The 23,784-nt window shown below is 67.1% G+C and carries 29 protein-coding genes and 1 pseudogene; 22 read left to right on the top strand and 8 right to left on the bottom strand.

Features of this window, described 5'->3' with window-relative positions:
* The first annotated feature begins 42 nt into the window (after positions 1-42).
* Entirely contained in the window at positions 43-450 is a 408-nt protein-coding gene (locus tag A5790_RS03295) for a pyridoxamine 5'-phosphate oxidase family protein (RefSeq protein ID WP_066841385.1), read from the top strand.
* Positions 451-457: 7 nt separating this feature from the next.
* Here the strand turns inward: A5790_RS03295 and A5790_RS03290 are convergent, their stop codons facing one another.
* Both A5790_RS03290 and A5790_RS03285 read right to left on the bottom strand, forming a co-directional pair.
* Positions 458-787 (bottom strand): DUF3618 domain-containing protein, encoded by a 330-nt coding sequence (locus A5790_RS03290; RefSeq protein WP_066841384.1) that lies wholly within the window; start codon positions 785-787, stop codon positions 458-460.
* Positions 784-1,185 carry a phage holin family protein gene (locus tag A5790_RS03285; protein ID WP_197696702.1) on the bottom strand — a complete coding sequence of 134 codons (402 nt, stop codon included), beginning with the start codon at positions 1,183-1,185 and terminating at the stop codon, positions 784-786. The genes A5790_RS03290 and A5790_RS03285 overlap by 4 nt, the downstream gene beginning before the upstream one ends.
* Positions 1,186-1,538: 353 nt before the next feature.
* On the opposite strand from A5790_RS03285, the gene A5790_RS25920 reads away from it, so the two are divergent.
* Together A5790_RS25920 and A5790_RS03280 are read left to right on the top strand one after the other, a co-directional pair.
* Positions 1,539-2,027 carry a hypothetical protein gene (locus A5790_RS25920; protein ID WP_082961551.1) on the top strand — a complete coding sequence of 163 codons (489 nt, stop codon included), beginning with the start codon at positions 1,539-1,541 and terminating at the stop codon, positions 2,025-2,027.
* A 228-nt stretch (positions 2,028-2,255) separates the two neighbouring features.
* Entirely contained in the window at positions 2,256-3,122 is an 867-nt protein-coding gene (locus A5790_RS03280; protein WP_066841382.1) for a L,D-transpeptidase, read from the top strand.
* A gap of 13 nt (positions 3,123-3,135) precedes the next feature.
* On the opposite strand, the gene A5790_RS03275 is transcribed toward A5790_RS03280, so the two are convergent.
* On the bottom strand, positions 3,136-3,831 hold the full coding sequence (locus A5790_RS03275) for a GAF and ANTAR domain-containing protein (RefSeq protein WP_066841528.1): 696 nt from the start codon (positions 3,829-3,831) through the stop codon (positions 3,136-3,138).
* A gap of 130 nt (positions 3,832-3,961) precedes the next feature.
* Positions 3,962-4,459, bottom strand: coding sequence for a DUF1990 family protein (locus tag A5790_RS03270; protein WP_066841381.1), 498 nt, complete (start codon positions 4,457-4,459; stop codon positions 3,962-3,964).
* Positions 4,460-4,497: 38 nt separating this feature from the next.
* On the opposite strand from A5790_RS03270, the gene A5790_RS03265 reads away from it, so the two are divergent.
* The 9 genes and pseudogenes from A5790_RS03265 (at position 4,498) to A5790_RS03225 (ending at position 12,952) form a co-directional block, all read left to right on the top strand.
* Positions 4,498-5,364: an aldo/keto reductase gene (locus A5790_RS03265; RefSeq protein WP_066841380.1), complete on the top strand. Its 867-nt coding sequence runs from the start codon at positions 4,498-4,500 to the stop codon at positions 5,362-5,364.
* 21 nt (positions 5,365-5,385) lie between these two features.
* Positions 5,386-6,003, top strand: a complete 618-nt coding sequence (locus tag A5790_RS03260; protein WP_066841379.1) for a PaaI family thioesterase — start codon at positions 5,386-5,388, stop codon at positions 6,001-6,003.
* Positions 6,000-6,419: a TIGR02611 family protein gene (locus A5790_RS03255; RefSeq protein WP_066841378.1), complete on the top strand. Its 420-nt coding sequence runs from the start codon at positions 6,000-6,002 to the stop codon at positions 6,417-6,419. The genes A5790_RS03260 and A5790_RS03255 overlap by 4 nt, the downstream gene beginning before the upstream one ends.
* 77 nt (positions 6,420-6,496) lie before the next feature.
* Entirely contained in the window at positions 6,497-8,551 is a 2,055-nt protein-coding gene (thrS, locus tag A5790_RS03250) for a threonine--tRNA ligase (RefSeq protein WP_066841377.1), read from the top strand.
* The gene (locus A5790_RS03245) at positions 8,548-9,135 is read left to right on the top strand and encodes an HIT domain-containing protein (RefSeq protein ID WP_066841376.1); all 588 of its coding nucleotides are present in this window, start codon (positions 8,548-8,550) and stop codon (positions 9,133-9,135) included. The genes thrS and A5790_RS03245 overlap by 4 nt, the downstream gene beginning before the upstream one ends.
* Positions 9,132-9,809, top strand: coding sequence for a phosphatidylinositol phosphate synthase (pgsA, locus tag A5790_RS03240; RefSeq protein ID WP_066841375.1), 678 nt, complete (start codon positions 9,132-9,134; stop codon positions 9,807-9,809). The genes A5790_RS03245 and pgsA overlap by 4 nt, the downstream gene beginning before the upstream one ends.
* Positions 9,806-10,744 (top strand): phosphatidylinositol mannoside acyltransferase, encoded by a 939-nt coding sequence (locus A5790_RS03235; protein WP_082961550.1) that lies wholly within the window; start codon positions 9,806-9,808, stop codon positions 10,742-10,744. The genes pgsA and A5790_RS03235 overlap by 4 nt, the downstream gene beginning before the upstream one ends.
* Positions 10,741-11,928, top strand: a complete 1,188-nt coding sequence (locus A5790_RS03230; protein ID WP_066841374.1) for a glycosyltransferase family 4 protein — start codon at positions 10,741-10,743, stop codon at positions 11,926-11,928. Before A5790_RS03235 ends, A5790_RS03230 begins: the two co-directional genes overlap by 4 nt.
* Positions 11,928-12,952: pseudogene (locus A5790_RS03225) on the top strand (NUDIX hydrolase). The gene A5790_RS03230 and the pseudogene A5790_RS03225 overlap by 1 nt, the downstream one beginning before the upstream one ends.
* Before the next feature lie 7 nt (positions 12,953-12,959).
* Here the strand turns inward: A5790_RS03225 and A5790_RS03220 are convergent.
* On the bottom strand, positions 12,960-13,679 hold the full coding sequence (locus A5790_RS03220) for a hypothetical protein (protein ID WP_082961549.1): 720 nt from the start codon (positions 13,677-13,679) through the stop codon (positions 12,960-12,962).
* A 370-nt stretch (positions 13,680-14,049) separates the two neighbouring features.
* On the opposite strand from A5790_RS03220, the gene pdxS reads away from it, so the two are divergent.
* Genes pdxS through pdxT form a run of 3 tightly spaced genes read left to right on the top strand, consistent with a single transcriptional unit; the run spans position 14,050 to position 16,402 of the window.
* Positions 14,050-14,970: a pyridoxal 5'-phosphate synthase lyase subunit PdxS gene (gene pdxS, locus A5790_RS03215; protein WP_066841373.1), complete on the top strand. Its 921-nt coding sequence runs from the start codon at positions 14,050-14,052 to the stop codon at positions 14,968-14,970.
* Between the two features lie 8 nt (positions 14,971-14,978).
* Positions 14,979-15,815, top strand: a complete 837-nt coding sequence (gene tesB / locus A5790_RS03210) for an acyl-CoA thioesterase II (protein WP_066841372.1) — start codon at positions 14,979-14,981, stop codon at positions 15,813-15,815.
* Positions 15,812-16,402: a pyridoxal 5'-phosphate synthase glutaminase subunit PdxT gene (gene pdxT, locus A5790_RS03205; RefSeq protein WP_066841371.1), complete on the top strand. Its 591-nt coding sequence runs from the start codon at positions 15,812-15,814 to the stop codon at positions 16,400-16,402. The genes tesB and pdxT overlap by 4 nt, the downstream gene beginning before the upstream one ends.
* 60 nt (positions 16,403-16,462) lie before the next feature.
* Here pdxT and A5790_RS03200 read toward each other — a convergent pair whose 3' ends face one another.
* A complete protein-coding gene (locus tag A5790_RS03200; RefSeq protein WP_066841370.1) occupies positions 16,463-17,674 on the bottom strand; it encodes an acyl-CoA dehydrogenase family protein in 1,212 nt (403 codons plus the stop codon).
* An 81-nt stretch (positions 17,675-17,755) separates the two neighbouring features.
* Between A5790_RS03200 and A5790_RS03195 the strand changes: the two genes are divergently transcribed.
* Positions 17,756-18,190, top strand: coding sequence for a hypothetical protein (locus A5790_RS03195; RefSeq protein WP_066841369.1), 435 nt, complete (start codon positions 17,756-17,758; stop codon positions 18,188-18,190).
* An 86-nt stretch (positions 18,191-18,276) separates the two neighbouring features.
* Entirely contained in the window at positions 18,277-19,035 is a 759-nt protein-coding gene (locus tag A5790_RS03190; RefSeq protein ID WP_066841368.1) for a YebC/PmpR family DNA-binding transcriptional regulator, read from the top strand.
* Here A5790_RS03190 and A5790_RS03185 read toward each other — a convergent pair.
* The gene (locus tag A5790_RS03185) at positions 19,032-19,433 is read right to left on the bottom strand and encodes a nuclear transport factor 2 family protein (RefSeq protein ID WP_066841367.1); all 402 of its coding nucleotides are present in this window, start codon (positions 19,431-19,433) and stop codon (positions 19,032-19,034) included. The two genes, A5790_RS03190 and A5790_RS03185, sit on opposite strands and share 4 nt — an antisense overlap.
* Before the next feature lie 46 nt (positions 19,434-19,479).
* On the opposite strand from A5790_RS03185, the gene A5790_RS03180 reads away from it, so the two are divergent.
* On the top strand, positions 19,480-19,812 hold the full coding sequence (locus A5790_RS03180; RefSeq protein WP_066841366.1) for a hypothetical protein: 333 nt from the start codon (positions 19,480-19,482) through the stop codon (positions 19,810-19,812).
* A gap of 7 nt (positions 19,813-19,819) precedes the next feature.
* Here the strand turns inward: A5790_RS03180 and A5790_RS03175 are convergent, their stop codons facing one another.
* The gene (locus A5790_RS03175) at positions 19,820-21,049 is read right to left on the bottom strand and encodes a mechanosensitive ion channel family protein (protein ID WP_066841365.1); all 1,230 of its coding nucleotides are present in this window, start codon (positions 21,047-21,049) and stop codon (positions 19,820-19,822) included.
* A gap of 128 nt (positions 21,050-21,177) precedes the next feature.
* On the opposite strand from A5790_RS03175, the gene A5790_RS03170 reads away from it, so the two are divergent.
* From A5790_RS03170 to ruvB, 4 genes are all read left to right on the top strand, one after another.
* The gene (locus A5790_RS03170; protein ID WP_066841364.1) at positions 21,178-21,486 is read left to right on the top strand and encodes a hypothetical protein; all 309 of its coding nucleotides are present in this window, start codon (positions 21,178-21,180) and stop codon (positions 21,484-21,486) included.
* Positions 21,487-21,561: 75 nt separating this feature from the next.
* Complete coding sequence (gene ruvC / locus A5790_RS03165; RefSeq protein WP_064395616.1) at positions 21,562-22,128, top strand: crossover junction endodeoxyribonuclease RuvC; 567 nt, start codon at positions 21,562-21,564, stop codon at positions 22,126-22,128.
* Positions 22,125-22,712: a Holliday junction branch migration protein RuvA gene (ruvA, locus tag A5790_RS03160; RefSeq protein ID WP_066841363.1), complete on the top strand. Its 588-nt coding sequence runs from the start codon at positions 22,125-22,127 to the stop codon at positions 22,710-22,712. Before ruvC ends, ruvA begins: the two co-directional genes overlap by 4 nt.
* Positions 22,709-23,776 carry a Holliday junction branch migration DNA helicase RuvB gene (gene ruvB / locus A5790_RS03155; RefSeq protein ID WP_066841362.1) on the top strand — a complete coding sequence of 356 codons (1,068 nt, stop codon included), beginning with the start codon at positions 22,709-22,711 and terminating at the stop codon, positions 23,774-23,776. Before ruvA ends, ruvB begins: the two co-directional genes overlap by 4 nt.
* The last annotated feature ends 8 nt before the right edge of the window (positions 23,777-23,784 follow it).

Here is a 23,784-nt window from a genome sequence, read left to right as displayed (position 1 = left end):
GTACCATGCCTGTGGCCATCGGTGCTAAGCGAGCGAGTCGTCATGTCTGAAGAGAAGCCGCCCGGCGAGATCCTTCCGGAAAGCGAATGCTGGAACCTGTTGGGCAGTGTGTCGTTGGGGCGCCTGGTCACCAGCGCTGATGGGATTCCCGAGATTTTTCCGGTGAACTTCGTCGTCCAGCGCAAGACGCTCCTGTTTCGCACCGCGCAGGGCACCAAGTTGGTCAGCACTGCGGTCAACCGCGACGTGCTCTTTGAAGCCGACGATCACAACGTCGGCGAAGGATGGAGCGTCATCGTGCGGGGCGTCGCGCGGACCGTGCACGACGACGACGACCGTGCGGAGGCCGAGCGGGCGCAATTACTGCCCTGGACCACGCACGCCAAGGACCACTACATCCGGGTGCTTCCGCGACGCGTCACCGGCCGGCGCTTCCGCTTCGGTTCGTAGCGGCCGGCTAGCGCCTGCGTCGCCACACGATGATCCCGACAACGGCGAGCACGGCGACGATCGCTGCGATCGGCACCGTCTGCTTCGGATTGTCGGTGGCGGTGTGGCGGAGCGTGTCCGCCTTCTCGACGACGCGCTCCTTGGCCTCGGCCGCCCTGTCCTTGGCGTGCTCCTTGGTCTCGTCGACTTTCTCCTTCGCGCGCGTCTTCACATCCAGCTTGGCCTGCAGCGCCTCAACCGTCTCGCCGAGTTCCTGGCGGGTCTGCTCGATGTCGGCCTCGATGTCGTCGACGCCCGCATCCGGTCCGGGCTCGGGGCGTGGATTCGGTGCGGTCATGACCGGGCGTCCTTTAGTTCTTGGATGTCTGCTTTCACCGTCTCAACGGTCTTCGGCGCCGCCGGTGTGACCTCCCGAGCCTGGCTGCGTCCCACCAGAGCCGCGATACCCGCGATCACGAACAGCACTGCCGCAACGATCAGCGCCGCGGCCCAAACGGGCAGCACGAGAGACAACGCCGCCACCCCCGCCGCGATCAACGTCGCCGCGCCGAAGAAGGCCAGCAGGCCCGCCACGCTGAACAAGCCCGCGCCGATCCCGGCATGTCGGGCCGATTCCTGAAATTCCTTCTGCGCCAACCGCATTTCGTCACGGATCAACCGCGATGTCTGCTTCGACAACTGGCTCATCAACTCGCCGACCGACGCGTCAGCGCCAGGCCTGGATTCCACCGTCATCACATACCAACCTCTGACTTGTCTTGACGTGTCGCGACAGTGATGCCCGTGGTCAACACGCCCGAAACACCAAAGCCCCTTTGAATGCATCTGCTGACCGTTATCTGAGCGACGACGGGAAGGGCGGCAGAACCGCAGGTGGGACCGGAGATCGAGGCCGCGGTCGACTTTCAATGCGGCTCTACCATGCCGAAGCGGTCACCATTTGGAAACGGCGCGGTGCGGCGTGGCGTGTCCTTGACAACAGCCTGCTGATATTAACGCGGTCGTATGGACGCGACCTCGGTACGGCATGCAAGGTCTGCTGCCTCGGTTGAACGAATGTGTGAGCGTGAGTGGAGGGATCAACGTCGATGACGACCTTTAAAGGAGTCAACATCGCGGCAGCCGTGGGGGCTGGTTTGTTGGGTGCGGCCATCGGAGTGGCCGTCGCACTGAGTCCGGTCGCCTCGGCCGGGGGATATGAATGTGTGGAATCGAAGGGCGGCGCACCTGCCGGCGCACCCGGGGCGCCCGTCTGTGCTCCGCTGACAGATATGGCCGGCGTGCCGATGGCACTTCCCGGCCCGCCTCCTATCGCGCCGCCGTTGGTGCCGCCCGTCGTGCCTCCGCCGCTGGTGCCGCCGCTTGTGCCCCCGCCGCTGGTGCCGCCGCTTGTGCCCCCTCCGCTGGTGCCGCCGGTGGCCGGAGCTCCGATCGTGGGCGGCGCTCCCGCAGTGGTAGGCGCTCCGCTCACGGAGATGGGCGGACTGGCCGGAAAGGGCAAGGGAGACCCATCCCGTCCGCCGGCGCCCGGAGCGCCCGTTCCGGGTCAGCCCACTCCGCCAGGGCCGGCGACCTGACGGCCCACCGAGGATAGTCCCTCCGGTTTGGCCCGGCGGCGAGCAAGTCTCGCGGCCGGGCCAAATCCATTGGTTCCCAATTAATTTGGACTAATCTCCGCAGGGCGGGCCGCTGTAGCCGAACCGTGACGGAGACTTAACCGAATTGCCCAGGCGCTCTTGGTCTTAAAGCGCTCCGGCTGCCCTACCATTATTGACATTGTTGTAATTTCAAGGGAGGCACCAAGATTGCGTGCTGTACTTCGGTGTGTTCTCGCCGCGGTTGTCGTCGCCACCAGTGTGGTCGCAGGGCCGGCCGGCGAAGGTGCGGCGGCCGCTAGTCAGGCGGTGAGAGGTGCCATCGCCTCCATACTGCCCGCCGAGGATCAGGTCGTGGGGATCGCACATCCCGTGATAGTGACGTTCAAGCACTCCGTCGTCGACCGGGATGCGGCCGAGCGGTTGCTCGACATTACCTCGACACCCCCGATGACGGGTACGTTCGAGTGGCTCGACGCCAAGACCGTCCATTGGGCGCCCGACGAATTCTGGCCCGCCCACAGCACCATTGCGCTGTCTGTCGGCGGCTTCAAGACGAACATCGCCACCGGCGCAGCGGTTGTCGGCGTGGCCAATATCGCTGACCACACCTTCACGGTCACGATCGACGGGGTCCCACCCGACAAACTGCCTTCGCCGCACCACCGGCCCTTCTTCGGTGAGCCCGGGGTCTTTCCGGCCTCGATGGGCAGACCCGAATACCCGACGCCGGTGGGGACATTCCCGGTGTTGGCCAAAGAACGCGAAGTGAAGATGGATTCGAGCAGCGTCGGCATCCCCGTGACCGCAGACGACGGCTACCTGCTCGACGTGGAATGGGCTGTAAGGCTCACCAGACGTGGCATCTTCGTGCATTCGGCACCGTGGGCGATCAACTCACTGGGCCACGAGAACGTCAGCCACGGATGCATCAGCCTCAGTCCTGCAGACGCCGAGTGGTACTTCGACAACGTCAAGGTCGGAGACCCGGTTCTGGTGCAGGAGAACAACGTCGAGGTGCCGCGGCCGCGGGTCGAACCGGCGAATCCTGAGGTTCCGCGGGTGATCGCCCGGTAAAGGGACTTCGCGTTCAAGGACGCGACTGGTCCACGATCTCCTTGGCGATCTTGAGCAGCGGCACATTGGAGTCCTGCGACAGTTTGCGGAGCAGATCGAAGGCCTGGACGGCGTCGACGCCGTAGCGTTCCATCATCATCCCCTTGGCCTGTCCGATAATGTCGCGGCTGGCCAGGGCCTGCCTGAACTGTTCGTCGCGGCGCGCGGCGTTCCAGGCCACCGACGAATGGGCGGCGAACACCAGTCCCAGGCTTCTGGACTCCTCACCGAAGGCGTCGGGTTCCTCGGAATAGACGTTGAGCGCGCCCATCGTCTCGCCCTCGATGAACAACTGGAACGCCATGATTGAGCGAATCGGCGTCTCCGCCAAGGCATCCTGGCGATAGAGCGGAAAACGGTCGTCCGTGTGGAGATCGGCGACGTAGACGACCTTCTTGTCCCACGCCGCGGTCAGGCACGGACCCTCCTGGTGGCGCTGCTGAATCTTGTCCAACAGCATCGGGTACATATGCGTCGCCGCAGGCGTCTCGACGCTCTTGGGCTTGCGGGTGATCGTGATACCGGCGTACCGGGCCCCGGGGATCTCGACGGCCGCATGTTCGGCCAACTCCGCGATCACGGTGTCCGCATCGGGTCGGCTGTAGAGCCCGCGCACCAGCTCCGCGATGCGCAGGTGCGCGTCCTCGCGTTCGTCGGGTCTGTTCGCCATCACCATTCGGAGTCCTTCACCGTCGTCCAGATTACGCGGGCAAGTTCAAGATCGACCTGCCGACAGCTCGTAATTATCGGTGACGAAAGCCGCCGCCAGTGCATTTTCATCTGCATCGCGGATCCGTGCGCTACAGCGCCCTCAGATACCGGTCGGTGACCACTCGCTGGACCAGGGACGTCGCCGGCGACCCGAGGCGACTCCACCAGGTCGCGTGCCGCGAGAACGCCGTCACCACGGCCGAGACTTCGTCAGAAGCCGGGTCGTAGCGGACCAGGAACAGCTCCTCGCCCGACTCTGCGTGACCGGGCAAGGTGCCGTAAGCGAATCCGCGGGCGTGGCGGTTGTCGACGACGTAGACCACGCGACACGGTGCCGCGATCGGGCCGAGGTGTACGAGGACCTCCGAGCCGACCTCGGCGACCTCCGTCGTCGCCTCGACTCGCACCCCTGCGCCGCGCAGCATGCCCCAGCGCATGCCGGCCGCCGCGGCTTCGTCGAAGCGGTCGCGGCCGTGGCCGATGACCGCCGTCTTGTGCACGTGGTGGTAACCGGGCGGCAGCGTGCCGGCGGTGGCGCCCACCTCGGGATACGTCAGCGGGAGCGCGGCGAGATCGCTGAGCCTCACCCGCGCTACCTTGCCATTGTCGGCGTACGGTCGGTGACATGACCACCCCCGTCGCACAGGCGTCTGGCACGTTCGCCATCGGCGACCTGACGGTCAACCGTCTCGGCTTCGGCGCAATGCGGTTGACCGGCAAGGGAGTCTGGGGTCCTCCCCAGGACCGCGATGAGTGTCTGCGGGTCCTGCGACGCGCCGTCGAACTCGGGGTCAACTTCATCGATACCGCCAACTCCTACGGCCCCTACGTCTCCGAGGAACTGATCCGCGAGGCACTGCAGCCCTACGACGGTGTCGTCGTCGCGACCAAGGCCGGGTTGCTGCGCACCGGGCCCGACGTATGGCCGGTGCTCGGCTACCCGGAGTACCTGCGCCAGGAGTGCGAGATGAGCCTGCGCCGCCTCGGCGTCGAGACCATCGACCTGTTCCAGTTGCACCGCATCGACACGAAGTTTCCCGCCGAGGACCAGGTGGGCGAGCTGCTCAAGCTGCAGCAGGAGGGCAAGATCCGCCATATCGGCCTGTCCGAGGTCACCGTCGACCAGCTCGAGGCCGCGCAGAAGGTGGCCCCGATCGTCACCGTGCAGAACATGTACAACCTCACCGTCCGCACCGCCGAACCGGTGCTCGATGCCTGCGAAGCCCGCGGCATCGGGTTCATCCCGTGGTTCCCGCTGGCCGCCGGGCCATTGGCCGCGCCCGACGGGCCACTGCAGCGCATCGCCGCCGACCATCACGCCAAGGCCTCGCAGTTGGCGCTGGCGTGGCTGCTCAAACGCTCGCCGGTGATGCTGCCGATCCCCGGCACCTCCAAGGTCGCCCATTTGGAGGAGAACGTCGCCGCCGCCGAGATCGAGCTGTCCGACGACGAGTTCGAGACATTGAGCAAAGCCGGAGCCGCCGGCGACTGAGCGAGGCAATACGGTGGACGGGTGAGCTCTGAGCGGCCGCCCGGTGGTGGCTTCAATCCGCCGGTCGCCACCGATAGCGGTGGACCCGACTACGGACGTTTCATCGAAGCGGTCCGCACGTTGCAGGATCATGCCCGCGCTGCCGATGCTCCAGACGATGTCATCAGCGAAGCCGCCGACCAGATCGAGAAGGTCTCGCAGCTGCTCGCCCCCTATTACGCCGACGAATGGTCCTCACCGTCCGGCCGACGGCTGGACCTGCCCAACCGCGGCAACATCTTGTCGATCCCGCTCGACGTGCACGTCACCGACGATCAGCGCATCGAAGGCACCGCCGAGTTTCGCCGCTTCCACCTCGGCCGCAACGGGGCTGCGCACGGCGGCAGCGTCGCGCAGCTGTTCGACGCCCTGCTGGGTTTCACCGCGTTCAAGCTCAGCGGCAGTAGGGCCCAGCGGACGGCATTCCTGCACATCGACTACCGGCACATCGCGCACGTCGAGAAGCAGTTCCAGGTGCAGGCGGGGATCGACCGGATCGAAGGCCGCAAGATCTTCGTCTCCGGGCGATTGCTCGACAGCGACACCGTGCTTGCCGAGGCACAGGCGCTGTTCGTCAAACTCAAACCGGGTCAGCCGTGAACGCCGCCGAGGTGAAACGGCGCCTCGGGCGGTGGCGCGACCGGGTCCGGGACCGTCGCTCGATCAACTTCGCCTACCGCATCGGGGTGGGCGTCGTCGGTGCCGTGGTCCTCGGGCTGGGCATCCTGGCCATCCCGTACCCGGGCCCGGGCTGGGCGATCGTCTTCGTCGGCCTCGGCATCCTGGCCACCGAGTTCGAGTGGGCGCGACGGCTGCTGCGCTACGCCAAGGAGCGCTACGACAAGGTGATGGACTGGTTTCATCGTCAGCACAGCATCGTCCAGATCCTCGGCGGGGTGTTCACCGCGCTGGTGGTGTTCGCCACGCTGTGGCTGTTGGGCGCGGTCCACTTCTTCGGCGACCTCGTCGGGCTGGAGCACAAGCTGCTTCAGAGCCCTCTGGGCATCGGATCCTGACGGGGCCGATCGCAGGTGGGCACCGATAGCATGGTCGCGTCCTCGAGTCTGTTGACAATGAAATTGGAGAGTCACCGATGAGCGCCGCCACCAACCGCACCCCAGCAGCCCTGATCCGGGTCGCTGCGGGGACGACTGCGGGGGAGGCGGTGCGCGAGGCGGGCCTGCCGAGCCGGGGCGCATCCGATGCGATCGTCGTCGTCCGCGACGCCGAGGGCCGGCTGCGCGATCTGTCGTGGGCGCCCGACACCGACGTCGAGGTGACTCCCGTGGCCGCCGACACCGACGACGGCCGCAGCGTGCTCCGGCACTCCACCGCGCACGTGCTCGCACAGGCCGTGCAGGACCTCTTCCCGCAGGCCAAGCTCGGCATCGGTCCGCCCATCGCCGACGGCTTCTACTACGACTTCGACGTCGAGCGCGCGTTCACGCCCGAAGACCTCGCTGCGCTGGAGAAGCGCATGCGCCAGATCGTCAAGGAAGGCCAGCTGTTCTCCCGGCGCGTCTACGAGTCGAAAGACCAAGCGCGCGAAGAACTCGCCAACGAGCCCTACAAGCTCGAGCTGGTGGACGACAAGTCCGGCGACCCCGACGTGATGGAGGTCGGTGGCGACGAGCTGACCGCCTACGACAACCTCAATCCCCGTACCCGCGACCGTGTTTGGGGCGATCTGTGCCGCGGTCCCCACATCCCGACGACGAAATACATCCCGGCGTTCAAGCTCACCCGCAGCTCGGCGGCCTACTGGCGCGGTAACCAGAACAACGCCAGCCTGCAGCGGATCTACGGCACCGCCTGGGAGTCGCAGGAGGCGCTCGACAAGCACCTCGAGCTCATCGAGGAGGCGCAACGCCGCGACCATCGCAAGCTCGGCGCCGAGCTCGACCTGTTCAGCTTCCCGGACGAAATCGGTTCGGGGCTGGCGGTTTTCCACCCCAAGGGTGGGATCATCCGCCGTGAGCTCGAGGACTACTCGCGGCGCAAGCACATCGAGGCCGGCTACCAGTTCGTCAACACCCCGCACATCACCAAGGCCGAGCTGTTCAAGATCTCCGGCCACCTCGATTGGTATGCCGACGGCATGTTCCCGCCGATGCACCTCGACGCGGAACTCGACCCCGACGGCACGGCGCGTAAACCCGGCCAGGACTACTACCTCAAGCCGATGAACTGCCCCATGCACTGCCTGATCTTCCGCTCGCGTGGGCGTTCGTACCGCGAACTTCCGTTGCGTCTCTTCGAATTCGGCACGGTGTATCGCTACGAGCTCTCCGGCGTCATACACGGGTTGACGCGGGTGCGCGGGCTGACGATGGACGACTCGCACATCTACTGCACCCGCGAACAGATGCGCGACGAGCTGACCTCACTGCTGCGCTTCATCCTCGACCTGCTCGCCGACTACGGCCTGACCGACTTCTATCTCGAGCTGTCGACGAAGGACCCCGAGAAGTTCGTCGGCTCCGACGAGCTGTGGGAGGAGGCCACCAACGTGCTGGCCGAGGTCGGCGCCGCCTCGGGGCTCGACCTCGTGCCCGATCCCGGCGGCGCGGCGTTCTACGGCCCGAAGATCTCGGTGCAGGTCAAAGACGCGCTCGGCCGCAGCTGGCAGATGTCGACCATTCAGCTGGACTTCAACTTCCCGGAGCGCTTCGAGCTGGAGTACACCGCCGCGGACGGATCGCGACAGCGCCCCGTGATGATCCACCGCGCGCTGTTCGGCTCGATCGAGCGGTTCTTCGGCATCCTCACCGAGCACTACGCCGGAGCCTTCCCGGCCTGGCTGGCGCCCGTGCAGGTGGTCGGCATCCCCGTCGCCGACGACCACGTTCCCTACCTGAACGGCCTTGCGACGCAACTGAAGATGAAAGGTGTCCGGGCTGAGGTGGACGCCAGCGACGACCGGATGGCCAAGAAGATCGTCAACCACACCAACCAGAAGGTGCCGTTCATGTTGGTGGCGGGGGACCGCGACGTCGAAGCCGACGCCGTCAGCTTCCGCTTCGGTGACCGCACGCAGATCAACGGTGTACCGCGCGACAAGGCCGTCGCCGCGATCACCGACTGGATCGCCAGCCGTCGAAACGCCGCTCCCACAGCCGAACTGCTCGAGGCGGGTACCGCCAAGTGAGCCCCGAAGAGCAAGCCGACAGCGGCATCGACGAGCACACCGTGGTCGACCGCGGCGCCGGGGACCCCGACCACCTGCAGCGGCTCTGGACGCCGCACCGGATGAGCTACATCGCCGAAGCGCCCATGAAGGGCGGGTCGGCGGGCTCGGGCAAGTCCCGCCAGCCGTTCACCGACATCCCCACGATGCCCGACGAGGAGGGACTGGTCGTCGCGCGTGGCGAGTCCGTCTACATCGTGCTCAACCTCTACCCGTACAACCCGGGGCACTCGATGGTGGTGCCCTACCGACGGGTGTCGGAATTGGAGGACCTCAACCCCGACGAGAGTTTCGAGCTGATCTCGTTCACGCAGAAGCTGATTCGCGTGATCAAGTCGGTCTCTCACCCGCACGGTTTCAACGTCGGGCTCAACCTGGGCCAGTCCGCGGGCGGCTCGCTGGCCGACCATCTGCACATGCACGTGGTGCCGCGCTGGAGCGGCGACGCGAACTTCATCACGATCATCGGCGGCTCGAAAGCGGTGCCGCAGTTGCTGCGTGAGACCCGTGAACTGCTGGCCACCGAATGGGCGAGACAGCAGTGAGCAACTTCTACCTGATGACCCGCGCGGCGTACGAGAAGATCAGCACGCCGATTGCCAAGGGTGCGCTGCGCGCGGGGTTCACCCCGGACAGCATCACGATTCTGGGCACCGCGGGGTCGGTGCTGGGGGCGTTGACGCTCTACCCGATCGGTCATCTGTGGTGGGGCTCGTTCGTCGTGTGGCTCTTCGTGCTGGCCGACATGCTCGACGGTGCGATGGCCCGCCAGCGCGGCGGAGGCACCCGATTCGGGGCGGTGCTGGACGCCACCTGCGACCGCATCAGCGACGGCGCCATCTTCTGCGGGCTGCTGTGGTGGGCGGCGTTCGGGCTACAGAGCGCATCGCTGGTGGTCGCGACGGCGATCTGCCTGGTGACCTCGCAGGTCATCTCCTACATCAAGGCCAGGGCCGAAGCCAGCGGACTGTCGGGGGAGGGCGGTCTGATCGAACGTCCGGAGCGGCTGATCATCGTGCTGCTGGGTGCAGGACTATCCGGTCTGTTCGGGGTGGTGTGGCTGCTGCACATCGCGATGTGGGTGCTCGCGGTGACCAGCCTGGTGACGCTGGGTCAGCGTGTGCACAGCGTGCGGACCTCACCGGGAGCGATGGACCGAATCGCTAAACCCGAGGCCACCGACGCGGGCGGGGACGAACCGGAGGCGGACGAGCCGTGACGACCAGCCCCTCGGGACCGTCGGCCATTGCCAACCCGCTGGGTGGCCGGTTGGCGGACTGGGGGTACGCGACGGGCTGGCGGATGGTGCGCGCGATGCCGGAATTCTTCGCACGCAACACATTTGATGCCGGTGCTTACTTCGCGGCGCGCGGCGGTGGGCCCGAACAGCTGCGCAAGAACCTGGCCCGTGTCGTCGGTGTACCGCCCGAGCAGGTGCCCGACGGCCTGATTCGTGCTTCGCTTGCCTCCTACGCCCGATACTGGCGGGAGGCTTTCCGATTGCCGACGATGGACCACGAGGCGATCGCCCGCGAACTCGTCGTCGACGACGTCGACCTGCTGTGGGCCGCGTTGGACGCCGGCCGCGGCGCGGTGCTGTCGCTGCCGCACAGCGGCAACTGGGACATGGCGGGGGTCTGGCTGGCCCAGAACTACGGCACGTTCACCACGGTGGCCGAACGCCTCAAGCCCGAGTCGCTGTACAACCGCTTCGTCGCGTACCGGGAGGGTCTGGGATTCGAAGTCGTCCCGCTGACCGGCGGTGACCGGCCGCCGTTCGAGGTGCTTGCCGAGCGGTTACGCGACAACCGGCCGGTATGCCTGATGGCCGACCGTGACCTCAGCCGCAGCGGGGTCGAGGTCGATTTCTTCGGCGAACCCACGCGCATGCCCGCGGGCTCGGCCAAACTCGCCATCGAGACCGGGGCGGCACTGTTCCCGGTGCACTGCTGGTTCGAAGGCGATGGGTGGGGCATGCGCGTGTTTCCCGAGATCGACACGTCATCGGGCGACGTCACCGTCATCACCCAGGCGTTGGCCGACCGGTTCGCCCGCAACATCGCCGCCCACCCGGCCGACTGGCACATGATGCAACCGCAGTGGCTGGCCGACCTGTCGGCAGAGCGACGGGCGAGGCTGGAGGCCAGCCCGTGAGGATCGGCATGGTCTGCCCGTACTCATTCGATGTGCCGGGCGGAGTGCAATCGCACGTGTTGCAGCTGGCGGAGGTGATGCACGGGCTGGGCCACCACGTCAGCGTCCTGGCCCCCTCGTCGCCGGGCGCGCATCTGCCCGACTACGTCGTCTCCGGCGGCAAGGCCGTGCCGATTCCGTACAACGGATCGATCGCACGCCTCCGGTTCGGACCGGCCACACACCGCCTGGTCAAGCGGTGGCTGGCCGACGGCGACTTCGACGTGCTGCACCTGCACGAGCCCAACGCCCCCAGCCTGTCGATGCTCGCCCTCAACATCGCCGAGGGCCCGATCATCGCGACCTTCCACACGTCGACCACAAAGTCGTTGACGCTGACCGTGTTCGAGCCGATCCTGCGGCCGATGCACGAGAAGATCGTCGGGCGCATCGCGGTTTCGGACTTGGCCCGCCGCTGGCAGATGGAGGCGTTGGGCAGCGATGCCGTCGTCATCCCCAACGGGGTGGATGTGGGGGCGTTCGCGTCCGCGCCGCTGCTCGACGGCTATCCCCGCCCGGGTAGGTCGGTGCTGTTCCTGGGCCGCTTCGACGAACCGCGCAAGGGCATGGCCGTGCTGCTGCGCGCACTGCCCACACTGGTCGAACGGTTCCCCGACGTCGAGATCCTCGTCGTCGGTCGCGGAGACGCGGACGAACTGCGTGACGATGCCGGCGACCTCGCCTCGCATCTGCGCTTTCTCGGTCAGGTCGATGACGCGGTCAAGGCGTCGGCGATGCGCAGTGCCGACGTGTACTGCGCCCCCCACACCGGCGGCGAGAGCTTCGGCATCGTGCTCGTCGAGGCGATGGCCGCAGGCACCGTTGTGGTCGCCAGCGACCTGGACGCGTTTCGGCAGGTGCTCGACGATGGGAGGGCCGGCCGCCTCGTCCCGGTCGACGACGCGGCGGCGCTGGCCGAAGGGTTGATCGAGGTGCTCGCCGACGATGCGGTGCGCGAACGCTACGTCACCGCCGCGACCCACGCCGTCCGGCCCTACGACTGGTCGGTGGTGGCCCGACAGATCATGCGGGTGTATGAGACAGTCTCCGGGTCGGGCACCACGGTGACGGTTTCCGGCGGTGACAGCTCAGCCAAGGCCACGGCGACGGCGAGGACCAGGAAGGCGACCGGAGGCGTCCGGTGATCACCTGGATCGTCGTGATCACGCTGGCGGTGCTGGTCGTGGTCATCCTGGCGGTCGGCGCGTGGGCGCTGCAGACCGCCAACCGGCTCGACCGGCTGCATGTGCGATACGACCTGTCCTGGCAGGCGCTCGACGGAGCATTGGCCCGCCGCGCCGTCGTCGCCCGCGCCGTGGCCGTCGATGCCTACGGTGACGGGCCGGAAGCCACCCGGCTGGCCGTGCTGGCCGACGCCGCCGAACGGGCACCGAGGTCTACCCGCGAGGGCGCCGAGAACGACCTGTCCGCGGCGCTGGCCCAGGTGGATCCGGGGTCCGTGCCGCAGGCTCTGGTCGCCGAACTGGCCGACGCCGAAGCGCGGGTGGTGCTGGCCAGGCGATTCCACAACGACGCGGTGCGCGACACGCTCGCCCTGCGCGAACGGCCGGTGGTGCGCATGTTGCGGCTCGGTGGAACCGCCGCGCTGCCAACATATTTCGAGATCGTCGAGCGGCCCGAGACGGTACCGGAGGGCGGTCGGAGGTGAGCTGGCGCACGTCGGCGCGGGTGATTCTGCTCGACGAGGCCGGCGCCGTGCTGCTGTTTCGCGGTTCGGACCCGGCGCTGCCCGACGCACCGCGCTGGTGGTTCACCGTCGGCGGTGCTGTTGAGGCGGGGGAGGAACTCGCGGCCGCCGCGGCGCGGGAGGTCGGCGAGGAGACCGGTCTGCGGGTGGCCGCCGCCGACCTGGTCGGCCCGCTGTGGCGGCGGCAGGCGGTCTTCGAGTTCGACGGTTCGGTGATCCGCAGCCAAGAGCTGTTCTTCGTGCACCGCACAACACGATTCGAGCCGACGATGGGCGGTCACACAGCGCTGGAACGGCGCATGATTCACGGCTACCGCTGGTGTGATGGAACGGTGATTCAAGAGTTGGTTGCCGGTGGCGAAACCGTCTACCCGCTGCAACTCGGCGAACTGCTCGATCAGGCCGCCGTTCTGGCCGACGGGCCGACCCGCCCCGCGGGGCCGACAGTGCAGATTCGCTGACGGGTCGTCAGCCGGCCACGATCAAATCGTGCGCCCCGGGTGCCCACGCCTTCTCGAAGACGTCAATGGGCACTTGTTCGCCGTCGCCGTCCTCGCTCCCGCTGTCGGAGAGGTAGACGATTCCGGCCTCCGGGTCCACACCGCTCACGACGACGGAGTGGTCGTCGTCGGTGTGGCTGCCGTCCTCCGCCCAGATCGTCTCGGAGTTGACGCCCGCGATCAGTCGACGTCCGCTGTCGAGGTATGTGATGAGCGCGGGAATGCCGGTGGCCAAGCCGGTTTGGGCGGCCAGATCATCGTCGGTGGCGGTGGCGTTGACGCCGTAGTGCTTCAGGAGAAGCACCTGGTCGTCGGAGTCGGTTCCGTTGTCCGAGTTCGGATCGTTCGGATTGGGGGGTGTGTAGATCGGCCGGTCGCTGCCGGGACTCTTGAGGTTCGAGGCCACCGCAACGATTTCCTGCTCGGTGGGTGCCTTCCCAGTGCTCAGGCCCACGACGGTGGCGACCGCCATCAGGCCGCAGTCCTGGAAGTTCTGCTGGCTCCAGTAATTGCTCGCTTCGTCGGGGTCACCGTGCATCTCCGTCGGAAGCATCGGACTCTCCGCGACACCGGGTGTCCCCACTGAGGCGAACGCGACTTCGTGCGTGACGTCCACGGCGCCGACCCCCCAGACGCCCAGTGTCAGCGCGGCCACCAGCGACGTGAACCCGATGGGAGTGCTCGTCATCTGGCCGCTCCTGTCGTTCCTTGGACCCGGATTCAGCGGACAGCCAGTCGGCTCCCAGCTTCGCGGGGGGAGCTTATCGTCCACGGATCGCCGGCGTCAGCGCATCGGAGATGTACAGCGGGGGGCGTGGACGTCAGGTGACGCCGCGGCCGAATCGTGCGGCTTCAGGTCTCTCCCACGCAGCGTGGGTCACTCGGGCGCTGCTGGATTGTCGGCTATCGCCGGTGTGATGAGACAATGACACCTGAACTGATTCCCGGTGGGGGAGCCGTCACGGCAGCGGTTCGCAAGTCACCGTCCGCGAACTGCGGATTCAATTGATTTGGCGGCCCCACTACACTGGATCGGTAGCAATTCGGAGGAGATAGCAGTGGAGACCGCAGCGAACGGCTCGCATCACAACGGCTCTGGCCACACCGGAACAGCCCGGGTGAAGCGCGGCATGGCCGAGATGCTCAAAGGCGGCGTGATCATGGACGTGGTCACTCCCGAGCAGGCCAAGATCGCCGAGGGCGCCGGTGCGGTGGCGGTCATGGCGCTCGAACGGGTGCCCGCCGACATCCGCGCTCAGGGTGGCGTCGCGCGCATGAGTGATCCCGACCTCATCGAAGGGATCATCTCGTCGGTCACCATCCCGGTGATGGCCAAGGTCCGCATCGGCCACTTCGTGGAGGCACAGATTCTGCAGAGCCTCGGCGTCGACTACATCGACGAGTCCGAAGTGCTGACTCCGGCCGACTACACCCACCACATCGACAAGTGGAAGTTCACCGTGCCGTTCGTGTGCGGTGCGACCAACCTCGGCGAGGCGCTGCGCCGCATCACCGAGGGCGCGGCGATGATCCGCTCGAAGGGCGAGGCCGGCACCGGCGACGTGTCCAACGCGACCACCCACATGCGTCAGATCGGCGGTGAGATCCGTCGGCTGACGTCGCTGTCGGAGGACGAATTGTACGTCGCGGCCAAGGAATTGCAGGCTCCCTACGACCTGGTCGTCGAGGTGGCTCGGGCAGGCAAGCTGCCGGTGACACTGTTCACCGCAGGCGGCATCGCGACCCCGGCCGACGCGGCGATGATGATGCAACTCGGCGCCGAGGGCGTGTTCGTCGGCTCGGGCATCTTCAAGTCCGGCGACCCCGCAGCGCGCGCCGCGGCCATCGTCAAGGCCACCACGTTCTACGACGATCCCGACGTGCTGGCCAAGGTGTCGCGCGGGTTGGGTGAGCCGATGGTCGGCATCAACGTGGAGAGTGTCGCAGCGCCACACCGGCTCGCCGAACGCGGCTGGTAACCGACCGAATGGCGATCGAACAAATCCTCGATCTCGAACAGCTCGAGGTCAACATCTATCGGGGAAGCGTGTTCAGCCCCGAATCCGGGTTCCTGCAGCGCACTTTCGGCGGACACGTGGCGGGCCAGTCGCTGGTGTCTGCGGTGCGCACGGTCGACCCGACGTTTCAGGTGCATTCGCTGCACGGCTACTTCCTGCGCCCGGGCGATGCCAAGGCGCCAACGGTCTACATCGTCGAGCGGCTGCGCGACGGCGGGTCGTTCATCACCCGCCGCGTCAACGCGATCCAGCACGGCGAGACCATCTTCTCGATGTCGGCCTCCTTCCAGACCGACCAGAGCGGGATCGAACACCAGGACGCGATGCCGGTGGCGCCGCCACCCGACGACTGCCCGGGACTGACCGAGATCAAGGCGTTCGACGACGCGGGCTTCAACCAATTCGCCGAGTGGGACGTCCGCATCGTGCCGCAGGAGAAGCTGACCCGATTGCCCGGCAAGGCTTCTCAGCAGCAGGTGTGGTTCCGTCATCGCGATCCGCTGCCCGACGACTATGTTCTGCACATCTGCGCGCTGGCCTATATGAGCGATCTGACGCTGTTGGGTTCTGCGCAGGTGCACCACGCCGGGGAGCGTAAGCATCTGCAGGTGGCCTCGCTGGATCACGCGATGTGGTTCATGCGGTCGTTTCGCGCCGACGAGTGGCTGCTCTACGACCAGTCGTCACCATCGGCCTCCGGGGGCCGGTCGTTGTGTCAGGGCAAGATCTTCAACCAGTACGGCGAGATGGTGGCGGCGGTCATGCAGGAGGGGCTGACCCGCTTCAAGCGCGACTACACACCGTGAGCACTGCGCACGTCGGTGTCCTTGCGCTACAAGGCGACACCCGCGAACACCTCGCGGCGCTGCGCGAGGCCGGGGCGGAGGCGTCGACCGTGCGACGGGTGCGCGAACTGGAGGCCGTGGACGCGCTGGTGATCCCCGGCGGGGAGTCCACGGCGATGAGCCACCTGCTGCGCGAACTCGATCTGCTCGAACCCCTGCGCTCGCGCCTGGCCGCCGGTATGCCCGCGTACGGCTCGTGTGCGGGGATGATCCTGCTGGCTTCCGAGATTCTGGATGCCGGGTCGGCGGGCCGGGAGGCCACGCCGCTGAAGGGGATCGATATGACGGTGCGGCGCAACGCTTTTGGCCGCCAGGTCGACTCGTTCGAAGACGACATCGCCTTCGGCGGCGTCAACGGGCCGGTGCACGCCGTGTTCATCCGGGCACCGTGGGTCGAACGCGTCGGACCCGAGGTCGAGGTGCTCGCCGAGGCCGCCGGTCACATCGTCGCGGTGCGGCAGGGCAACCGGCTCGCGACGGCCTTCCACCCGGAGATGACCGGCGACCGCCGCATCCACAAACTGTTCGTCTCGATGCTCTCCGAGTAGCGATTTGTGCACACTGAGGAGCGGTGAGCGCTCCTAACGGTGCACAAATCGCCAGAAGGGTTAGCGGATTTCGAGGCCGGTGACCGCGCGGCCGATCACCAGGCGCTGAATTTCGCTGGTGCCCTCGAAGATCGTGAAGATCTTGGCGTCGCGGTGCATCCGTTCGACCGGATACTCGCGGGTGTAGCCGTTGCCGCCGAGAATCTGGATCGCCTCGTCGGTGACGTAGACCGCGGTCTCGCTGGCCACCAGCTTGGCCATCGAACCCTCGGCATTCTCGAACGCCTTGCCGTTGCGCGCCATCCAGCCGGCCCGCCAGACCAGCATGCGGGCGGCGTCGATGCGGGCCTTCATATCGGCCAACTTGAATGCGATGGCCTGGAATTCGCCGATCTTGCGGCCGAACTGCTCGCGCTGACCGGCGTAGTCGAGCGCGTACTCATAAGCGGCGCGAGCCACGCCGACCGCCATGGCGCCGACGGTGGGCCGCGTGCGCTCGAACGTCGCCAACGCGGCCTGGCTCTTGGCCCTCTTGCCCTCGCGCACCCGCGCGATGCGCTCCTCGAACTTGTCCCTGCCGCCGACGATCAGGCCGCCGGGGATGCGCACGTCCTCGAGCACCACCTCGGCGGTGTGCGATGCGCGGATGCCGTGCTTGAGGAACTTCTGGCCCTGCCGGAAGCCGGGGGTGTTCGGTGGGATGATGAACGTCGCCTGCCCGCGCGTGCCGAGTTCGGGGTACACCGACGCGACCACGATGTGCACCTCGGCGATACCGCCGTTGGTGGCCCAGGTCTTGGTGCCGTTGAGCACCCACTCGTCTTTGGCCTCGTCGTAACGGGCGCGGGTGAGGATGGCGCCGACGTCGGAACCGGCGCCGGGCTCCGACGAGCAGAACGACGCGACCTTCGGCTCGTCGACGGTGCCGAACATCTGCGGCAGCCATTCGCCCATCTGCTCGGGGGTGCCGTTGGCGGCCAGTGACGCCGCGGCCAGGCCGGTGCCCAGGATCGACAGCGCGATACCGGCGTCACCCCAGAACATCTCCTCGAACGCGACGAGCATGCCCAGACCGGATGGTTCGCCGGCCTGCTCGGCGAAGAACTCCATCGAGTACAGGCCGACCTTCGCGGCCTCCTGGATGATCGGCCACGGCGTCTCTTCGCGTTCGTCCCACTCCGCGGCGGCAGGGCGGACGACGTCGGCGGCGAATTCGTGCACCCAGTCCCGGACGTGGACGAGATCCGGCGAGAGCTCAAGCGAGAAGGACATGCCGCTATCTTACTGCGGAGTAAGATAGCGGCGAAGTATTGTGGCAGACCTAACAGCGCCGGCAAGAACGGGGACGCCGCGATGACGATGGTCGAGGTCGAGCCGCAACCGCGCATCGATACCCTGGTCACGCTCTCAAATGGAAGCAACGCGCGGCACACCGAGTACACCGGAACCGCGTGGTTCGACGGCAAACCTCTCGTGTCGGGTCTGGCACTGCGCAGAGCACCGAACGCTCCCAAAGGCATCCGGACGCCGAACTTCTCGGCGTCGTTCTTTCTTCCCGACAGCCTCCCGTACAACCGGGCCTCGCTGAGCAGCGCGACGTTGACGGTGTCGGTGGTCCTGCAGGCCTCCGGCGAGACCGGCGCGATCGTCGACGCGGCCGTGACCTTCACCGACGACCCGTCGGGCACACCCACGTGGCTGCAACTGCACGTGCAGGGTCACATCGGCTGGCCGGCCGCCGTCGGCTACCGCGTCATCGCGCTGACGTCGCCCGACGCGGTTCGGTAGGGCGCATACGTCCACGTAGACTCGTCGGGCGGACTCAGCGCACGAAAACTTGGCGCACGAAAGCGCACGGAAGAGGTACTACCTGCATGAGCGGCCATTCCAAGTGGGCCACCACCAAGCACAAGAAAGCCGTCATCGACGCCCGCCGGGGCAAGATGTTCGCGAAATTGATCAAAAACGTCGAGGTCGCGGCGCGTGTGGGCGGCGGCGACCCGGCGGGCAACCCCACGCTGTACGACGCGATCCAGAAGGCCAAGAAGTCGTCGGTGCCCAACGACAACATCGAACGCGCCCGCAAGCGGGGCAGCGGTGAGGAAGCCGGCGGCGCCGAGTACCAGAACATCACCTACGAGGGCTACGGACCCAACGGCGTTGCGGTGTTGATCGAATGTCTGACCGACAACCGCAACCGGGCGGCCGGCGAGGTGCGCGTGGCGATGACCCGCAACGGCGGCAGCATGGCCGATCCGGGTTCGGTGTCCTACCTCTTCTCGCGTAAGGGCGTCGTCACCCTCGACAAGAACGACCTCACCGAGGACGACGTGTTGATGGCGGTGCTCGACGCCGGGGCCGAGGACGTCAACGACCTCGGTGATTCCTTCGAGATCATCTGTGAGCCAACGGATCTCGTTGCTGTACGCACGGCGCTTCAGGATGCTGGCATCGACTACGAGTCCGCTGAAGCCGGGTTCGTGCCCTCGGTGACGGTGCCGCTGGACGCCGACGGCGCGCGCAAGATCATGAAGCTGGTCGACGCGCTCGAAGACCTCGACGATGTCCAGGACGTCTACACCAACATCGATATCCCCGACGAGGTCGCCGCCGAACTCGACGCCGAGGACTAGATCGTCATCGCCACGCGGTAGTGGCGATGGGCGAACAGCCAGTTCCCGTCGACGCGCACCAGTTCATCGACATACTCGCCGACCAGTCTGCGGCCCGGTTGATCGCGCAACTTCATGAATTCCAGGCAGTACGACCGTGCGTCGGCCCGGTTGTCGCGCACGGTCAGCGACGCCATCTGGGTGAAGAACGCCATCTGCTCGATGGCTCCGAAGATGCCGTCCCAGTGGTCGCGCAGTTCGCTCTTGCCGCGGCACTCCCCGCCCGAACCGGTTCTGCGGCCGTCCTCGGTCCAGCACGCCAGATACGCGTCGAGGTCCTTGCGCATGACTGCGTCGCTGTAGATTTCGAGGCGCTCTCGGATGAGTTGTCTGTCTTCGGCGTGCCCGCTGAACGTCATTGGCTCATTATCGGGATGACGACTTCAACGAGCGGAGGCCGCGGGTATGGCCAGGGTGACGGTGACCGATCCCGAGGGGGAGACGGTGACGGTGCGGCGCTGGTGGTGGCGCACGATCCCATGGGAGACCGGGTTTTCCACACTGGACGCGTTCATCTTTCTGCTCGTCCTGCCGTTCATGGTGATGTGGCCGTTCTGGCTGTTGCTGAAGTGGCTCGGCGTGTCGTGGAAGATCGTCATCGAACGCGACGGCGAGCGGGTCGGACGCGAACGGGTGCGCGGCTGGCGCCGGTCGGGCGAGCGCATCTACGAGATCGCGGCGTCCGTGCAGGCAGGTACGTACCCGATCGATCCGGTCGAGCAGCCCGCGGCGTCCTGAGGCGCGCTCAGCCCCTGCCGTTGGACCGCACGAGCTCGTCGTCGTCGCAGTCGATGGTGTGGTCGAACGCCTTGGCCCGCTCCTCGGCTTCGGGACTACCGGAGAACATCCCCGCGGCCACGCGCTTGGTCTCCCCGGCGACGTCGCCACCGATCTCTGGTGCCGGAGCCGCTTCGGCGGGCTGAATGCGGTGGATCGGCACCACGCCGCCGGTGCGCTGCACCCAGTCGACCAAGCCTTCGCGAACCGTGCACTGCAGGTCGTACAGCGCACCGGCGTTGTGTGCGCTGACCACGACGCGCACCCGGACCACACCGCCGACCGCGTCGGTCACCTGCAGGACGCCGCGCCGGCCGTCCCAGAGGTCGCTTTCGGACAGCAGCCGGTCCAACTCGGCGCGCATGTCGTTGAACGGCACGTTGAAGTCGACGTCGAACTCGACGGTGCCCATGATCTCGGTGGCGCTGCGGGTCCAGTTCTCGAACGGCTCGGTGGTGAAGTAGGTGGACGGCAACACGAGCCGGCGCTCGTCCCAGATCCGCACGACGACGTAGGTCAGCGTGATCTCCTCGATGCGGCCCCACCACTGACCGTTCTCGAGCTGGACGATGTCGCCCACCCGGATCGCCCCGGAGAACGCGATCTGCATTCCGGCGAACACCGCGCCCAGCGACGTCTGCGCGGCCAGGCCGGCGACCACCGACAACACACCGGCGGAGGCGAACACCGTGGTGCCGATGTCGGAGAACGACGGGAACGTCATCAGAATCGCGGCACCGCCGAGGATGACGACGACCGCGATCGCCAGCCTGCGCAGCACGGTCACCTGCGTCCGAACCCGGCGCCACAGCCGGTCGGCGTCCGAGATCTCCTCACCGCCCCCGCCGTACCGGGCGATCATGCGCCGCTCGGCGACGCGGACAAAGCCCGTGACCAGCCAGGTGATGGAGACGATCATCAGGATCAGCAGCCAGTGGTCCACCCACCCGCGCCACGAGTCCGTGGTCTCCGACGTCCGTCGCACCGCGACCGTCGCCGCGATCACCATCAGCAGCATGCGCACGGGTTTGCGCGTGAGCACCTCGATGTCCTTGATCAGCGCGCTGCGGCGACTGACGCGTGCCATCACCCAGGTCAGCACCACCCCGAACACGTACACGGCGGCGATCGCTCCGGCCGCCCAGGCAAGGGTGACGGCGAGGTTGCTTGCGGTCTGCAGTTCGGTCTCGTCGGGCATGGGAATGAGGTCAACTCCACGAATCGGGATCAGGTCCTCAATCGACGGTAGCCCTGTTGCCGCGTGAAGAAACATCGGCTTCGGGGCGTCGAACGCGGATTCTGCCTTCTCACAAGCACAATTGGCGGGTGGCAGTGGTACGCGACACATTCGGCGCCGAGTGGCAGATCAGCAGACGGTGGTGGCCGTTCCCGGGCGACGCCCTCGACCTGATGTTCGGCTGGCTGGAGATTCTCGTCGGCGCACTGTTTGTGGTGCTGTGGCCGTTCTGGTTGCTCGGCAAGGTCTGTGGTGTGCGCTGGGTGATCACGGTCGAGCGCGACGGGCATCAGGTGGGCCGCGAACTCGTCCGCGGGTGGAGCAGGTCGAAGGGCCGTATGAGCGAGATCGCGCTGGAGATCACCGCGGGCGGCCGCGGCGGTCAGTTCGTAATCTGAGCGGGCGTGTCCCTGCCGAGTGGCGAGCCTCCGGGCGGCTAAGCTCTCGAACAAGTGTTCACAGAAGGGCCGGACGTGCGGGTGATGGGAGTCGACCCCGGGTTGACGCGCTGCGGCCTGTCGGTCATCGAGGGCGGTACGGGTCGGCAGGTCACCGCGCTCGACGTCGACGTCGTCCGCACCCCGTCGGGCGATCCGCTGCACCGGCGGCTGTTGGCGATCAGCGAGGCCGTGGAGTATTGGATGGACACCCACAGACCCGACGTGATCGCGATCGAGCGGGTCTTTTCCCAGCAGAACGTCTCCACGGTGATGGGCACCGCGCAGGCCGGCGGAGTGATCGCGCTCGCGGCCGCGCGCCGCGATATCGACGTGCACTTCCACACACCCAGCGAGGTGAAGGCGGCGGTCACCGGCAACGGCAACGCCGACAAGGCGCAGGTGACCGCGATGGTGACCAGAATCCTTGCGCTGCAGGCCAAGCCGACACCCGCCGACGCGGCCGACGCGTTGGCCCTTGCGATCTGCCATTGTTGGCGAGCGCCGATGATCGCCCGGATGGCGGCGGCCGAGGCGCTGGCCGCCGAACAACAACGCAAGTACAAGGCCACGCTCAAGGCGAAAGCGAGGGCGGCACGATGATCGCATCCGTTCGCGGTGAGGTTCTCGACATCGCACTCGACCACGTCGTGATCGAGGCGGGCGGGGTCGGTTACAAGGTGATGGCCACCCCGTCGACGCTGGCGACCCTGCGCCGCGGGGCCGAGGCGCGGCTGATCACCGCGATGATCGTGCGCGAAGACTCCCAGACGCTCTACGGCTTCGCCGACGGCGACGCCCGCGACCTGTTCCTCACCCTGCTCGGGGTGTCCGGAATCGGTCCCAGCATCGCGCTGGGCGCGCTGGCGATGTACGACGGGGCGACCTTGCGCCAGGCCATCGGCGACGCCGACATCACCGCGCTGACCCGGATTCCCAAGGTGGGCAAGAAGACCGCCGAGTTGATGGCGTTGAGCCTGCGCGACAAGGTGGGCGCAGTCTCGCCGTCCGGCGCGGCGACCGCGACGGGCCATACCGTGCGTGGCCCGGTGGTGGAAGCGCTCATTGGACTTGGATTCGCGGCCAAACAGGCCGAAGAAGCCACCGACAAGGTGTTGGCCAACGACCCCGAAGCCAATCAGTCGACCGCGTTGCGGGCGGCGTTGTCGATGCTGGGTAACAAATGAGCCGATTCACCGACGACGACGACGACGACGCCGACGAGCGCGAGGTCTCGCCCGCGCTGACGGTCGGCGAGGGCGACATCGACGCGAGCCTGCGGCCGCGGTCGCTTCACGAGTTCATCGGGCAACCGCGCGTCCGCGAGCAACTGCAACTGGTCATCGAGGGCGCCAAGAACCGCGGCGGCACACCGGATCACATCCTGCTGTCGGGGCCGCCGGGGTTGGGCAAGACATCGCTGGCCATGATCATCGCGGCCGAACTCGGCTCCTCGCTGCGGGTGACGTCCGGGCCGGCGCTCGAGCGTGCCGGTGATCTCGCCGCGATGCTGTCGAACCTCGTCGAGCACGACGTGCTGTTCATCGACGAGATCCACCGCATCGCCCGGCCTGCCGAGGAGATGCTGTACCTGGCGATGGAGGACTTCCGCGTCGACGTCGTGGTCGGGAAGGGCCCGGGCGCGACGTCGATTCCGCTGGATGTCGCTCCGTTCACGCTCGTGGGGGCGACCACCCGCTCGGGTGCGCTGACGGGGCCGCTGCGTGACCGGTTCGGTTTCACCGCCCACATGGACTTCTACGAGCCCGCCGAACTTGAGCGGGTGTTGGCGCGTTCGGCGGGGATACTCGGTATCGAGTTGGGCGCCGACGCGGGTGCAGAGATCGCGCGCCGGTCGCGGGGCACGCCGCGCATCGCCAACCGGCTGCTGCGCCGGGTCCGCGACTACGCCGAGGTCCGCGCCGACGGCGTGATCACCCGCGATATCGCCAAGGCGGCGCTGGAGGTCTACGACGTCGACGAACTCGGCCTCGACCGCCTCGACCGTGCGGTGTTGTCCGCGCTGACACGCAGTTTCGGCGGGGGACCGGTCGGTGTCTCCACGTTGGCGGTCGCGGTCGGGGAGGAGGCGACGACCGTCGAAGAGGTGTGTGAGCCGTTCCTCGTGCGCGCCGGGATGATCGCGCGCACGCCGAGGGGACGGGTCGCCACCGCGCAGGCCTGGACGCACCTCGGCCTGACCCCGCCGAGCGGAGTCACCGGTCTGGGACAGGTGGGACTTTTCGACTGAGGAGGCGG

Origin of the sequence: Mycobacterium sp. 852002-51152_SCH6134967, from assembly GCF_001667105.1 — a bacterium.
Classification (GTDB): domain Bacteria; phylum Actinomycetota; class Actinomycetes; order Mycobacteriales; family Mycobacteriaceae; genus Mycobacterium; species Mycobacterium neumannii_A.
The sequence above is the reverse complement of the archived record's forward strand: the minus strand, read 5'-3'. Positions and strand labels throughout refer to the sequence as shown.